This window comes from Methylobacterium hispanicum (assembly GCF_022179285.1).
GTDB lineage: Bacteria > Pseudomonadota > Alphaproteobacteria > Rhizobiales > Beijerinckiaceae > Methylobacterium > Methylobacterium hispanicum.
This window is the reverse complement of record NZ_BPQO01000006.1, coordinates 87,567-101,701: the sequence shown is the minus strand read 5'-3', so window position 1 is coordinate 101,701 and position 14,135 is coordinate 87,567. Positions and strand designations below refer to the sequence as shown.

Annotated in this window: 12 protein-coding genes; 9 read left to right on the top strand and 3 right to left on the bottom strand. The window is 72.0% G+C overall.

Going from position 1 to position 14,135, the window contains the following annotated elements; translation table 11 throughout:
• Positions 1-240: 240 nt before the first annotated feature.
• Positions 241-759 (top strand): MarR family winged helix-turn-helix transcriptional regulator, encoded by a 519-nt coding sequence (locus MFF56_RS08880; RefSeq protein WP_238229944.1) that lies wholly within the window; start codon positions 241-243, stop codon positions 757-759.
• Positions 760-835: 76 nt separating this feature from the next.
• On the opposite strand, the gene MFF56_RS08875 is transcribed toward MFF56_RS08880, so the two are convergent.
• Positions 836-1,195, bottom strand: coding sequence for a c-type cytochrome (locus tag MFF56_RS08875; protein ID WP_066925012.1), 360 nt, complete (start codon positions 1,193-1,195; stop codon positions 836-838).
• 305 nt (positions 1,196-1,500) lie between these two features.
• Between MFF56_RS08875 and MFF56_RS08870 the strand changes: the two genes are divergently transcribed.
• Both MFF56_RS08870 and MFF56_RS08865 read left to right on the top strand, forming a co-directional pair.
• Positions 1,501-2,934 carry an FAD-linked oxidase C-terminal domain-containing protein gene (locus MFF56_RS08870; protein WP_066925010.1) on the top strand — a complete coding sequence of 478 codons (1,434 nt, stop codon included), beginning with the start codon at positions 1,501-1,503 and terminating at the stop codon, positions 2,932-2,934.
• Positions 2,935-3,139: 205 nt separating this feature from the next.
• The gene (locus MFF56_RS08865; RefSeq protein WP_066925008.1) at positions 3,140-5,953 is read left to right on the top strand and encodes a PAS domain-containing hybrid sensor histidine kinase/response regulator family protein; all 2,814 of its coding nucleotides are present in this window, start codon (positions 3,140-3,142) and stop codon (positions 5,951-5,953) included.
• A gap of 23 nt (positions 5,954-5,976) precedes the next feature.
• Here the strand turns inward: MFF56_RS08865 and MFF56_RS08860 are convergent, their stop codons facing one another.
• The gene (locus MFF56_RS08860; protein WP_066925016.1) at positions 5,977-7,383 is read right to left on the bottom strand and encodes a TAXI family TRAP transporter solute-binding subunit; all 1,407 of its coding nucleotides are present in this window, start codon (positions 7,381-7,383) and stop codon (positions 5,977-5,979) included.
• 119 nt (positions 7,384-7,502) lie between these two features.
• Between MFF56_RS08860 and MFF56_RS08855 the strand changes: the two genes are divergently transcribed.
• The 6 genes from MFF56_RS08855 to MFF56_RS08830 all read left to right on the top strand — a co-directional run bounded on the left by MFF56_RS08855 (position 7,503) and on the right by MFF56_RS08830 (position 12,047).
• Positions 7,503-8,111 carry a RecX family transcriptional regulator gene (locus MFF56_RS08855; protein ID WP_238229943.1) on the top strand — a complete coding sequence of 203 codons (609 nt, stop codon included), beginning with the start codon at positions 7,503-7,505 and terminating at the stop codon, positions 8,109-8,111.
• 96 nt (positions 8,112-8,207) lie between these two features.
• Entirely contained in the window at positions 8,208-8,639 is a 432-nt protein-coding gene (locus MFF56_RS08850; RefSeq protein WP_066925006.1) for an OsmC family protein, read from the top strand.
• Positions 8,640-8,721: 82 nt separating this feature from the next.
• Positions 8,722-9,933 carry a putative DNA modification/repair radical SAM protein gene (locus tag MFF56_RS08845; protein ID WP_066925004.1) on the top strand — a complete coding sequence of 404 codons (1,212 nt, stop codon included), beginning with the start codon at positions 8,722-8,724 and terminating at the stop codon, positions 9,931-9,933.
• Between the two features lies 1 nt (position 9,934).
• Entirely contained in the window at positions 9,935-11,365 is a 1,431-nt protein-coding gene (locus MFF56_RS08840) for a UdgX family uracil-DNA binding protein (protein WP_066925001.1), read from the top strand.
• Between the two features lie 60 nt (positions 11,366-11,425).
• The gene (locus MFF56_RS08835; RefSeq protein WP_238229942.1) at positions 11,426-11,704 is read left to right on the top strand and encodes a nucleotidyltransferase family protein; all 279 of its coding nucleotides are present in this window, start codon (positions 11,426-11,428) and stop codon (positions 11,702-11,704) included.
• On the top strand, positions 11,694-12,047 hold the full coding sequence (locus tag MFF56_RS08830; RefSeq protein WP_066924998.1) for a HepT-like ribonuclease domain-containing protein: 354 nt from the start codon (positions 11,694-11,696) through the stop codon (positions 12,045-12,047). The genes MFF56_RS08835 and MFF56_RS08830 overlap by 11 nt, the downstream gene beginning before the upstream one ends.
• Positions 12,048-12,058: 11 nt before the next feature.
• Here MFF56_RS08830 and MFF56_RS08825 read toward each other — a convergent pair whose 3' ends face one another.
• Positions 12,059-13,927 (bottom strand): cation:proton antiporter domain-containing protein, encoded by a 1,869-nt coding sequence (locus tag MFF56_RS08825; protein WP_066924996.1) that lies wholly within the window; start codon positions 13,925-13,927, stop codon positions 12,059-12,061.
• Between the last annotated feature and the right edge of the window lie 208 nt (positions 13,928-14,135).

Below are 14,135 nucleotides of genomic sequence, written 5' to 3'. Positions count from 1 at the left end.
CTCTGGAACTCGTTCCGGTGGTCGCGAAACCCGTCTGTGGAACCTCAGGGTTCCTGCCGGTCGCCAAACCCGGTTGCGCACAACCCTTATACCCAGCCCTGCCGCGACGCTCAATTGCGCGCAATCGATAGGTGCGTTGCGGCAAATTCATTGTGCGCGAACGATCTTCTGTCTACGATGCGGGTTTCATACTTGCGATGCGCGGTGCGGCTCGGGCGAGCCGGACGGGAGTTGAGTTTCATGCCAAGCCGACCAGACGCCCAGGCCCGCGCGCCGCGCAAGACCGACGGCGACGTCCCGCCCGCCCGCGCGATCGACCCGGCCGACCCGCAGCTCCTCGACAACCAGCTCTGCTTCGCCGTCTACGCGGCGGCCCACGCCTTCGGGCGCGCCTACCGCACCCTGCTGGGCCAGCACGACCTGACCTACCCGCAATACCTGGTCCTGCTGGTGCTGTGGGAGGAGGAGGGGTTGACCGTGAAGGAGATCGGCAACCGCCTGTTCCTCGATTCGGGCACCCTGACGCCCCTCCTCAAGCGGCTGGAGGCGTCGGGCCGGGTGCGCCGCGCCCGCGACCGGGTGGACGAGCGGCAGGTCAGCATCTTCCTGACGCCCGAGGGGCGCGCGCTGCGCGAGGAACTCGCCTGCGTCCCGAACCGGGCCGGCGGCATGACGGGCCTCGACATGGAGGGGCGCCGGGCACTCCTCGACAACCTCGTCACCCTGCGCAACGGGCTGCACGGGGGCGTGCCCTGCTGAGGCGCGGATACGAAATGGCCGCCCCCGCCGATGCGGGAGCGGCCCGGACGGACCGGAATGCCGGTCCGCTGTTCGCTCAGCTCTTGGACTTGAGGTAGGCGATCACGTCGTCGAGCTTCTTCTCGTCCTTCAGGCCCGGGTAGACCATCTTGTTGCCCGGCACCTTGGCCTTCGGGTCCTTCAGCCACTCCTTGAGGTTGGCCTCGTCCCAGGTCAGGCCCGAATTCTTCAGCGCGGCCGAGTAGTTGTAGCCCTCGTAGGTGCCCGCCTTGCGGCCGACGACGCCCTTCAGGTCCGGCCCGACGCCGTTCTTCTCGAAGTTGTGGCAGGCCTTGCAGGGCGCGAACGCCTTCTCGCCGGCCGCGGCATCGCCCTCGGCCTGTGCGGCGACGGGCAGGAGCAGCGCGAGCGCGGCGCCGAGGATCATGTGACGCATTCGTTTTTCCTCCTTTGGGCGGGTCAACGCCGCCTGCGGTTATGGCAGAGCTTGAGCCCTTAGAACAGGTCAAGACTAGACTGCTTGGCATCTAGGGCGCGTGCGGGCGGGACAAGGCTCCGGCCGCCCGGCCCGCCTGCCGGACCGTACGATGCCGCACGCGGCGCACCCGATGGGCGGCGCCCGTGGATGGCGGCGCGCGGATCCGCTAACATCGCCGCCAAACCGCCGGCCGGTCCCCTGCGGCGCCATCGGGCGCCGGGCGGGTGCGGGACCGGGACGAGACGCCAGAGGACGCCAACGCCATGTCGATCCGCTTTCCGGACCCGGATCCCGAGATCCTCGCCCGCCGCGAGGCCATCCTCGCGGGCCTGCGCCCCCTGGTCGGGCCGGAGGCCCTCGTCACCAGCGAGGACGAGCGCCGCGCCTTCGAGACGGACGGGCTCACTGCCTACCGCAAGATGCCGCTGGCCGTGGTGCTGCCCTCCACCACCGAGGAGGTCTCGGCCGTGATGGCCTACTGCCACGCCAACGGCGTGCGGGTGGTGCCGCGCGGCGCCGGCACCTCGCTCGCGGGCGGCGCGATCGCGCAGGAGGACGCGATCATTCTCGGGGTCGCCAAGATGACCCGCGTGCTCGACCTCGATTTCGCCAACCGCACGGCGCGGGTGCAGAGCGGCATCACGAACCTCGCCATCTCGGGCGCCGTCAGCCACGAGGGCTTCTTCTACGCGCCCGACCCGTCGAGCCAGCTCGCCTGCACCATCGCGGGCAACATCGCGATGAATTCCGGCGGCGCCCACTGCCTCAAATACGGGGTCACCACCAACAACCTGATGGGCGTGACGCTGGTGATGAACGACGGCACCGTGGTGGAGGTCGGCGGCGACCACCTCGACAGCCCCGGCTACGACCTGCTCGGCCTCGTCTGCGGTTCGGAGGGGCAGCTCGGCATCGTCACCGAGGCCACGGTGCGGATCCTGCGGGCGGCGGAAGGCGCGCGGCCCGCCCTCGTCGGCTTCTCGCGGGTGGAGGATGCGGGCGACTGCGTGGCGGCGATCATCGCGGCCGGCATCATCCCGGTCGCGATCGAGTACATGGACCGCGAGGCGATCCTGATCACCGAGGATTTCGCCCAGGCCGGCTATCCGCGCGACGCCGAGGCGATGCTGATCATCGAGGTCGAGGGCTCGGACGCCGAGTGCGAGGCGATGCTCGCCCGCATCGCGGCGATCGCGCAGGATTTCCGCCCGACCAGCCTCCGGGTCTCGAAGTCGGAAGCCGAATCGGCCGCGATCTGGAAGGGGCGCAAGTCCGCCTTCGGGGCGACCGGGCGGATCTCCGACTACATCTGCATGGACGGCACCATCCCCACCGGCCAGCTCGGGCCCGTGCTGGAGCGCATCGGCGCGATCTGCGCCGAGAAGGGGCTTCGCGTCGCCAACGTCTTCCACGCGGGCGACGGCAACCTGCACCCGCTGATCCTGTTCGACATCAACAAGCCGGGCGAGCTGCAGAAGGCGGAGGCCGCCGGCGACGAGATCCTGAAGCTCTGCGTCGAGGCCGGCGGCTGCCTGACCGGCGAGCACGGCGTCGGCATCGAGAAGCGCGAGCTGATGCGCTTCCAGTACAACCAGGCGGATCTCGAGCAGCAGATGCGGGTGCGCAACGTCTTCGACCCACGCTGGCTGATGAACCCCGCCAAGGTGTTCCCGCTGGACGGCCGGGTCGCGGCCTGAGCGGCGATGCGCAACTGAATCGCGCGTCCGGGGGCACGCCCGCGTTGACTGCGGCGCGCGTTGCCCACATCGGTTCCCGCATGCGTGGGATCGGCATGCGTCGGATCGGATTGTGCGGGGTCGGTCGCGGCGGGACCGTTGCGGGCGGCGTGGGAGCCGGGCCGTCCCCGTGAGCGTGTCGGCCGTCCACTGTACCGAACCGGGCGTGGAACCCGCGGCCGGCGTTCCGCCGGCCCTCCGCTTCCTCGCCGAGGGCGGCCTGACGGGGCGGGAGATCCTGGCGCGCGACTGGTCCGGCACGGCGCTCGGGCCTCCGGCATCCTGGCCGGTCTCGCTGCGCACCACGCTCGCGACCATGCTGGCCTGCCCGAGCGCGATGTTCCTGGCCTGGGGGCCGGACCTCCTCAGCTTCTACAACGACGCCTACCGGCCGATCCTCGGCGACCGGCTCGGCCGGGCGCTCGGCACGCCCTTCCCCGAGCTGTGGGCGGATGTCTGGGCCGACGTCGGCCCGCTCTGCGCCAGCGCGCTCGCCGGCCGGCCGATCGCGGCGACCGACCTGCCCCTGACCATGCACCGACACGGCGCAGCGGAGGAGACGTGGTGGAGCTTCACCTACTCGCCGGTCCGCGACGATTCGGGCGCGATCGCCGGGATGATCTGCACCACCGCCGAGACCACGGCGCACGTGCTGGCCGAGCGGCAGCGTCGCGCGAGCGACGAGCGGCTCGAACTCGCGCTCTCGGCGGGCGACGGCATCGGGACCTGGGACTGGGACGTCCCGAACGACCGCGTCACCGCCGACGCGCGCTTCGCCCGGCTCTACGGCGTCGATCCCGAGACGGCCGCCCGGGGCGCACCGATCGCCGAGTTCTTCGCCGGCATCCACCCTGAGGACATCGCGCAGCTGCAGGCGGCGATCGCCGCGGCGATGCGGACGGGCGGGGACTTCACGGCTGAGTACCGGCTCCTGCGAACGGATGCCCCGCAGGACGAGGCGGTCCGCTGGGTCATGGCGCAGGGCCACTGCATCCTCGATGACGACGGGCATCCCGCGCGCTTTCCCGGCGCGACCTTCGACATCACCGCGCGCCGCCTCGCCGCGGAGGCGCTGGCCGCGAGCGAGGCGCGCCTGCGCACCGCCGCGGCGGAGCTGCGCGTCGTCGCCGACATCCTGCCGATCCTCGTCGCCTTCGTGGGGCCGGACTACCGCTACGGGTTCGCCAACGCCGCCTACCGGAGCTGGTACGGGGTCGATCCCGCCTGGATGATCGGGCGCACGGTCGAGGAGGTCGTCGGCGCGGCGGCGTTCGCCGGGTCCCGCTCGTGGATCGACCGGGCGCTGGCGGGGGCGGAGGTGGAGTTCGAGACCAGCCTGCCGCACGCCGACGGCCGCGAGCGGATCGGCGCGGTGCGCCTCCGGCCCCGGACGGCACCGGACGGAGCGGTGGAGGGCGTCCACGTCTTCGTGCAGGACGTGACCGAGCGCCGGAGCGTCGAGGCCGCGCTGACGCGCGAGGTCGAGGCGCGCACGCGCGAGCGCGACCGGCTCTGGGAGACCACGTCGGACCTGATGGGCACGGTCGGGCTCGACGGCTACCTGAAATCCGTCAACCCGGCCTGGACGCGGATGCTGGGCTGGAGCGCCGAGGCGCTGCTCGCCCGCCCCCTCCTCGACCGCGTCGATCCGGCCGACCACGCGGGGGCGGTCGCGACCCTGGCGCGGCTCGCGGCCGGAGAGACCGTGACCTCCTTCATCGACCGGGTGATCTGCGCGGACGGCGAGCGGCGGACCGTGATGTGGACCGCGGTGCCCGAGGGCGCGCTGTACTACGTCGTCGGACGCGACATCACCGAGCAGCGCCAAGCGGAGGAGGCTCTGCTGCAGGCCCAGAAGATGGAGGCGGTCGGCCAGCTCACCGGCGGCATCGCCCACGACTTCAACAACCTGCTCACCGGCATCGTCGGCTCGCTCGATCTGATGCAGACCCGCATCCGCCAGGGACGCGGCGACCAGATCGACAAGTACATCGCGGCGGCGCTCGCCTCCGGCCAGCGCGCGGCTGCCCTCACCCACCGCCTCCTCGCCTTCGCGCGGCGCCAGCCCCTGGAGCCGCGCCCCGTCGCGGTCGATGCCCTGATCGCCGGGATGGAGGAGCTCCTGCGGCGCACGTTGAGCGAGCGCGTCGCCCTGAAGATCGCGACCGCGGACGCGCTCTGGCCCACGCTCTGCGACGCGCACCAGCTCGAGAACGGGATCCTCAACCTCGCGATCAACGCCCGCGACGCGATGCCGGCCGGCGGGCGGCTGACCATCGCGGCCGACAACGCCGCGCTCGGCCGGACCGACGCGCGCCGTCCCGCCGGGCTCGCCGCGGGCGACTACGTCCGCATCCAGGTCACCGATACCGGCACCGGGATGACGCCCGAGGTGATCGCCAAGGCCTTCGACCCGTTCTTCACCACGAAGCCGATCGGCCAGGGCACGGGCCTCGGCCTGTCCATGGTCTACGGCTTCGCGCGGCAATCGGAGGGGCATGTCGCCATCGCCTCGGAGTCCGGGCGCGGCACGACGATCAGCCTCTACCTGCCGCGCCACCGGGGAAGCGCGCCCCCCGGGCGGTCGTCCGAGCACGAGGCGGCCGTCCCGGTCGGGCGCGGCGAGACGGTGCTGGTGGTGGAGGACGAGGCGGTGGTGCGCGACCTCATCGTCGAGGTGCTGCACGATCTCGGCTATCTCGCGCTGGAGGCGGCCGACGGCCTGGCGGGCCTCGCCCTGGTGGAGGGCGCGGGCCGGATCGACCTGCTCGTCACCGATGTGGGCCTGCCCGGTCTCGACGGGCGGCGGCTGGCCCGGCGCGCCCGGGCGCTACGCCCGGGGCTCAAGGTGCTGTTCATCACGGGCTACACCGAGAACGCGACCTTCGGCGACGCGGACGAGGCCGGCGCGCAGATGGTGACCAAGCCGTTCGCGATCGATGCGCTCGCGGGCCGCATCCGGGCGATCATCGAGGGCTGAGCGCGACCGCCGCAGGCGCGCCCCTACTCCGCCGCCGACAGTCCGTGCCCCAGCAGGCGGGCCGTGCGCGCCCGCGCCTCCGTCCGGCTCTCTAACGGGCCGGTGCCGAGCTGGCGCCGCGCGTCGGCGAGCGCCGCCTGGACCGCGTCCACCGCCAGGATGAGGGCGCTAAGGGTGCGGGCGTCGATCGTGCGCTCGCGCGCGTACTGCACCACGTCGGCCACCAGCTCGTCGGTCTCGCGGGCGAGCGTGTCGAGCACCTCGGCCCGGCCCGCGCCGCGGGCCTCCCGCAGGATGTCGAGGAGCCGGTCGAGCACGACATCGACCCGCTCGCGGCGCTTGCGCGCCAGCCGCTGGCCGAGCCACGCGATCCCTGAGCCGATCGTGCCGCCGAAGAAGGCGAAGAGGTAGATGTAGTCCTCGTAGCGCTCCAGGAAGGTCTGCTGCTCGCGCTCGAAATAGTCCACCGCGCCCGGGTGGTTCGGCAGGCGCGCCGAGGTCGCCGCCACCGTGGTGTCGAAGTCGGGCGCTTTCATCAGCTTGGCGACCGGCGCGACCGCGGCGAGCTTCGAGCGCCACTCGAACAGGTGCTGCGTCACCGAGGCGACGGCCACGCGGTTGACGGTGCTGCGCGCCATCAGCCGGTAGGAGGCGCCCACCGTCTTCACCTCCTCGGCCGGGCGCTTCGGCCGCCCGCCGAAGGTACCGGCGGGGATCGTCACCGCCTGGAGCTCGGGATACCGCTGCAGGATCGCGTCGGTGTCGGGCACGGAGACCAGCGCGACCTTGCGCTCGGGCGCGCCGAACTCGACCGCCCGCACCGTGGCCAGCGCCGGCTTCGAGGAGGGGCTCGCGATCACGGCGACCGCGTCCACCCGCTTCTCGGCCACCGCCGCCGTGACCTCGGCGGGCTTCAGCGGAACCAGGGCGACGTGGCCGGGGCCGAGTTCCGCCTCCGCCGTGTCGCCGCCGGCCTGCGCGAGATCGTAGAAGGCCAGCATGTTGGCGAGGAAGGGCAGATCCGCGTCGTGTCGCACCACGAAGCCGATGCGCTTACGCGCGAGATCGGGGAAATCGTCGATCCCGGCGGCCTCGGGCGCCGCGATCAACAGGGCCTCGTCGTGCAGCACGGCGAGCGTCAGCCCGTTCTCGGGCATGAACACGTCGGGGCGCACGATGGCGAGATCGGCACGGCCGGCCTGCAGCGCCGCGCCGCTGTCGCGCACGTCCCCGTGGCGGACGAGCTTCAGCCGTACGTCCTCCCGCGCCCGGTTGAGGGCCTGCGCGTAGGCCTCCACCAGCCCGGTCTCCGGCCCGTCCTGCGGCGCGACCGCCACGGTGAGCACGGTCGGGCGCGACAGGTAGAAGACGAGCGCCGCCGTCGTGGCGAGTCCGAGGGCGAGCAGGACAAGGACCCACTCGCGTCTCAAGACCGTTGCCGACGCGGCGCGGAGGAGACGATGCTCGATCCGGGCGCCGATCTTGTCGCCTTGCAAGCGTTGCATCGTGGCATCATGCAACGAGATCCTGTTCAGATCGTGAAGAACCCGTGATCCGCAAAATCGTTGCCACCTCACCTTCCCGTGATGGTCCGGACGCGCCGCCCCGTCGTCCGCCGCGCCCCGTCACGGCCGCGTGGCTGGAGCGGGCCGCCCTGCACTATCTCGAGCGCTACAGCGCCTCGGCCGAGATGCTGCGCCGGACGCTGGCGCGCCGTGTCGAGAAACGTGCCCGTGCGCGCGAAGAGGATCCGGCTTCCTTCGCCGAACTGATCGAGGCCACGGTCGCCCGCGCGCTCTCGGCGGGGCTCGTGGACGATGCCCGCTTCGCCCGCGCCCGCCTCGCGACGCTGCGGCGGCGCGGCACATCGACCCGCGGCGTCTCGGCGAAGCTCGCCGCCAAGGGCGTGCCCCGCGCCGTCGTGGAGGCCGCGATGGAGGCCGAGCGGGAGGAAGCGGACGACGACCGCCAAGCCGTCGAGGCGGAGGCCGCCCTGGCCTACGCGAAGCGGCGGCGCCTCGGCCCCTTCCGCCGGCCGGACCAGCGGGCCGCCCACCGCGACCGCGACCTCGCGGCCTTGGCCCGAGCCGGCTTCGGCTACGGGCTGGCGCGCGACACCGTCGATGCCGAGCCGGACGGGACGGATCGCGAGGACTGAAAGCCTCGCGGCCCCTGGATATCCGGCGCCCCCGCGCCACCTCCGCGACGGAACGGCCCCGGCGCATCCTGCACCGGGCCCGAACGGAGGCGAACGATGATCAACCGCAAGGCGAGCGCCCACTGGCAGGGCAGCGGCAAGGAGGGCAAGGGCCAGCTCACCACCCAGTCGGGCGTGCTCTCCGACCAGCCCTACGGCTTCAACACCCGCTTCGAGGACAAGCCCGGCACCAATCCCGAGGAGCTGATCGCGGCCGCGCATGCCGGCTGCTTCACCATGGCGCTGGCCTTCCAGCTCCAGGGCGCGGGCTTCACGGCAACCGAGCTCAGGACCGAGTCGGTGGTGAGCCTGGAGAAGGAGGGCGACGGCTTCAAGGTCTCGAAGTCGGCGCTCACGCTCACCGCCACGATCCCGGGCATCGAGCAGGCCAAGTTCGACGAGCTGGCCCACGCCGCCGAGGTGAACTGCCCGATCTCGAAGGTGCTCAACGCCGAGATCACCCTGAAGGCGACGCTCAGCCAGGGCTGATCCCGGCCGGTGCGGCATCGCGCGCGGGGTTTCTCCCGCGCGCGACCTTGTTTCCGCCACGCGAGCGTTCATTGTTTGTTCGATGGACGAGACTCTCGCGAAGAAGCTGCGCATCCTGGCGGACGCGGCGAAGTACGACGCCTCCTGCGCCTCCTCGGGGGCGCCGAAGCGGAGCGCCAGGAAGGGCGAGCTCGGCTCCACCACGGGCGCGGGCATCTGCCACGCCTACACGCCGGACGGGCGCTGCGTCTCGCTCCTCAAGATCCTGCTCACCAACTGGTGCCTGTTCGACTGCGCCTACTGCGTCAACCGGCGCTCCTCGAACGTGCGCCGGGCGAAGTTCACCGTCGAGGAGGTCGTGCGCCTCACGGTGGAGTTCTACAAGCGCAACTACATCGAGGGCCTGTTCCTGTCCTCGGGCATCATCAAGTCGCCCGACCACACGATGGAGCAGATGAACCGGGTGGCCAAGAGCCTGCGCCGCGACCACGGCTTCCGCGGCTACATCCACCTGAAGACGATCCCCGAGGCCAGCCCCTGGCTGATCGAGGAGGCGGGGCTCTTCGCCGACCGGCTCTCGATCAACGTGGAACTCCCGACCGAGCAGAGCCTGGAGCGCCTCGCCCCCGAGAAGGACGGCGCCTCGATCCAGGGCGCGATGGCGCAGATCGGCGAGCGCATCGTCGAGGCGAAGGCCGAGCGCCGCCGCTTCGCGCCCGCGGGCCAGTCGACCCAGGTGATCGTGGGCGCGGACGCGACCACCGACGAGGCGCTGATCCGCAAGAGCGCGCATCTCTACGGCAGCGTCGGCCTCAAGCGCGTCTACTACTCGGCCTTCAGCCCGATCCCGGACGGGGCCGCGATCCTGCCGCTGAAATCGCCCCCGCTCCAGCGCGAGCACCGGCTCTACCAAGCCGACTGGCTGATCCGGTACTACGAATTCACCCCCGACGACGTGGCGGACGCGGCGGACGAGGGCATGTTCGCCCTCGACGTCGATCCGAAGCTCGCCTGGGCGCTGAAGAACCGGGCGCGCTTCCCCGTGGACGTGAACCGGGCCGAGCGCGAGATGCTGCTGCGGGTGCCGGGCCTCGGCGCGCGGGCGGTCGACCGGATCATCCAGGCGCGGCGCCACACCACGCTGCGCCTCGACGACGTGGCCCGCCTGACCTCGGCGCTGAAGCGGGCGCGGCCCTTCCTGATCGCGGCGGACTACACGCCGGGCGGCCAGACCGACCGGCTGGATCTCCGGGCACGGCTCGCCGAGCCTGCGCGGCAGCTGAGTCTGTTCTGAGATGACGGGGCCGACGCGCGCCGTCGCCCTCGCGCCCGGTGCCGACCTCGCCGGCTTCCGCGCCGCCGTCCGCGCCCTCGTGGCCGAGGGCGTGCCGCCCGAGCGCGTCGCCTGGAGCGTGGGCGCGACATCCGACCTGTTCGGCAGCGCGCCGCCCGCGGAGACCGGTCCCTTGCGCCTGCCGCGCGCGGTCGCCGACCTCGTGCCGATGGTGGTGCCCCACCGCGATCCCGAGCGCTACGCCCTTCTCTTCCAGTTGATCTGGCGCGTGCGCGCGGGCGAGCGTCACCTCATGGCGGTGCCGAGCGATCCCCTGGTCCACCGGCTCAACCTGATGCGCAAGGCGATCGGGCGCGACCTGCACAAGATGCACGCCTTCCTGCGCTTCCGCCGGAGCGAAGAGGCCGGGGTCGAGCGCTTCACCGCGTGGTTCGAGCCCGACCACCACATCCTCGAGGCTGCCGCGCCCTTCTTCGTCGCGCGCTTCCGCTCGCTGACCTGGTCCATCCTGACGCCGGACGCCTCCGCCCACTGGGACGGCGCCGCGCTCCGCCTCGGCCCGCCCGGCCGGCGCGAGGACCTGCCGCCCGGCGACGGCTTCGAGGCCGGCTGGCGCGACTACTACGAGAGCACCTTCAACCCGGCCCGCACCAACCTGAAGGCGATGCGGGCCGAGATGCCGAAGAAGTACTGGCGGAACATGCCCGAGACCCTGGCGATTCCAGCCCTGGTGCGCGGGGCCGAGGCCGGCACGCGCGCGATGATCGAGAGGAGCCCGAGCGTGCCCGCCAGACGCGACCCCGCCCGCGCCGTCGCCGCGATGGCCGACCAGGACCCGGCCTCGCTGGACGAGCTCAACGCGATCATCCGGCGCAGCGAGCCGCTGGTACCGGGCGCGACGCAGGCGGTGCTCGGCGAGGGACCGGTCGGGGCGACGATCGCCTTCGTGGGCGAGCAGCCCGGGGACCAGGAGGATCGGAAGGGCCGGCCCTTCGTGGGTCCTGCCGGGCAGCTCCTCTCGCGGGCGATGCAGGAGGCCGGGATCGACCGGGGGGCGAGCTACCTCACGAACGCCGTCAAGCACTTCAAGTTCGAGGAGCGCGGCAAGCGCCGCATCCACCAGAAGCCGACCGCGGGCGAGGTCAGCCATTATCGCTGGTGGCTCGACCGGGAATTGGAATTCGTCGCGCCCCGCCTCGTCGTGGCGCTGGGCGCCACCGCCGTGCTGGCGCTGACCGGCAAGGCGGTGCCGATCACCCGCGCCCGCGGGCCGTTCCAGTTCGAGCGCCACCACAACCGCTTCGCGGGCTTCATCACCGTCCACCCCTCCTACCTGCTGCGCCTGCCGGACGAGGCGAAGGCGGAAGCGTACGGGGCCTTCGTCGGCGACCTGCGACGGGTGGCGGAGCTGGGGCGGGAATTGGCCGGCTGAGGCGCGTTGCTGGCGTCCACCGGGGGCTGCTAGAGTTCGCACATGGATTGCGCCACCGCCTTGCAGATCCTGCGCGCGCACGAATCGGATCTCCGCAGCCGCGGCGTCCGGCATGCCGGGCTGTTCGGCTCGACGGCACGCGGTGAGGCGGGGCCGGACAGCGACGTCGATCTGCTGATCGAGATCGACGAGGACAGGGTTCGGGACGTCTACGCCTACGTTGCCGTCGTGCAGTTCATCGAGGGCCTGTATCCGCGGCGGGTCGATGTCGCCAACCGTGCAGCCCTGAAGGCCGAGGTGCGTCCGCACGCGCTACGGGACGTCATCGATGCGTTCTGAACGGGGCCGGCGCGCCCTGGTCGACATCCGCGAGAACGCCGCGACGGCGCTCACCTTCGTGGGCGATATGTCCGTCGCGGCCTTCGAGGCCGACCGGCGCACGCTCTACGCTGTCGTCCGCTGCCTGGAGATCGTCTCGGAAGCCAGCCGCCGGCTCGATCCGGCCGTCGTCGACCGCCATCCGCATATCCCCTGGCGGCAGGTGGCCGATGCCGGGAATGTCGACCGGCACGCCTACGACAACGTCTCGCCGCGCATGATCTGGCAAACGGTGCACGACCGCATGCAGGAGATCATCGCGGTCTGCGACGCGGAACTCGGTCCCTGCCCTGAGCCCTCCTGAGCGCGCGGCACCTACCCTTCCGCCACCTCCGCCTTGTGCGGGCGCAGTTCCGGCGTGCTCTGCTCGATCTCGGTCTCGGTCGGCGCCTCGGCCCGGCTCTCGGCGCGGGCGGCGTCCACGAAGAGGCGGGCCTCACCGTCCTTCAGGCCGAGGCTGCGCAGCGCGTAGAACGTCATCCCGAAGGCGAGTTCCCGCTCGCCCATCAGCACGAGGCCGACCTTCTCCTCCTCCAGGCGGCGGCGCTCGGCGTCGCTGTGGGTGCGGATCAGGGTATCGATGCGCGGGTTCGCCTCGCGGGCGAGTTCCACGAGGCGGCGGGCCTGATGCGAATCGGGCGTCGCGCTCACGAGGAGCCGGGCCTGGCCGATGCCCGCCGCCTCCAGGATGCCCGGGGCCAGCGCGTCGCCGTAGACCGCCTCGATGCCGGCCTCGCGCAGCTCCAGCACCCGGCGCCGGTCGCGGTCGATCACCACGAAGGGCAGGTCCCAGGTCTCCAGCGCCTTGCCGATGCTGCTGCCGACCCGGCCGTAGCCGACGACGACGGCGTGGCGGCGCGGCGCCTTGGTCTCGCCCGTCACCGACACCGTGTCGGCCCCGCCCCGCTCGAAGCGGCGGGCGAGGTCCGGCCGGTCGGCGAGCCACGCCTCGACGCGCGCGGCGAGCGCGAAGGCCAGCGGGTTCAGGGTGATGGAGAGCAGCGCGCCGCCGAGGATCAGGTCGCGGCCCTCCGTCGGCAGCAGCTTCAGCGAGAGCCCGAGCGTGACGAGGATGAAGGAGAACTCGCCGATCTGCGCGAGGCTCGCCGCGATGGTGAGGGCGGTGCCGACCGGGTGCTTGAAGACGAGGACGATTGCCACGGCCGCGAGCGACTTGCCCAGCATGATCACGCCGAGCACCGCCAGCACGGAGAGCGGCTCGCGGATCAGGATGAAGGGGTCGAACAGCATGCCGACCGAGACGAAGAACAGCACCGCGAAGGCGTCCTGCAGGGGCAGGGAATCGGCCGCGGCCTGATGGCTGAGATCGGATTCGGCGAGCACCATGCCGGCGAAGAAGGCGCCGAGCGCGAAGGAGACGCCGAACAGCTCCGCCGAGCCGAAGGCGAGGCCGAGCGCGAGCGCCAGCACGCAGAGCGTGAACAGTTCGCGCGAGCCGGTGCGCGCCGCCTGATCGAGCAGCCAGGGCACGAAGCGGCGACCGACGACGAGCATCAGCGCCACGAACAGCGCGACCTTGGCGAGCGTCAGGCCCAGCGTCAGCCAGATGCTGTCGGCAAGGCCCGATCCGACGAGGCCGCCGACGAAGTCCGCCAGCGCGTGCGCGGCCCCGTGGCTCTGCTCCTCGGCCTTGCCGCCGAGCGAGGGAGCGAGCGCGGGCAGCAGCACCAGCGCCAGCACCATCGCCAGGTCCTCGACGATGAGCCAGCCCACCGCGATCCGGCCCTTGTCGCTGTCGAGGAGGCCGCGCTCCTCCAGGGCCCGCAGCAGCACGACCGTGGAGGCCACCGAGAGCGCGAGGCCGAAGACGAGCCCGGCCCCGATGCCCCAGCCCCAGAGCAGGGCCAACCCACCGCCCATCGCGGTCGCCACCGCGATCTGCACGATCGCGCCCGGCAGCGCGATGGCGCGCACCGCCATCAGGTCGCCGATCGAGAAGTGCAGGCCGACGCCGAACATCAGCAGGATCACGCCGATCTCGGCGAGCTGGCCCGCGAGCTCGCTGTTACCGACGAAGCCCGGCGTGTAGGGGCCGACCAGCACGCCCGCCAGCAGGTAGCCGACCAGCGGCGGCAGCCGCAGGCGCTGGGCCAGCATCCCGCACAGGAAGGCGAGGACGAGCCCGAGGGCGATGATGGCGATGAGCTCGGTCGCGTGCGGCACCGGGTTCAGGTCTCCTCTCGAGGCACGGGGCGTGGGCCGGCGGCATCCGGCCCTCTTCCTTAAACGTCGCGGCGGCGGCTGGAACGGTTGCGGGAAAAGAAAATCCGCATCGTCCCCGAACGCCTTAGCTTGTCGCGCGCCGCAACGGCGTGCCGGACGGCACGCCGGCCCGGGAATGAAACCGGAACGCACAACGCTCGGTTGTCCG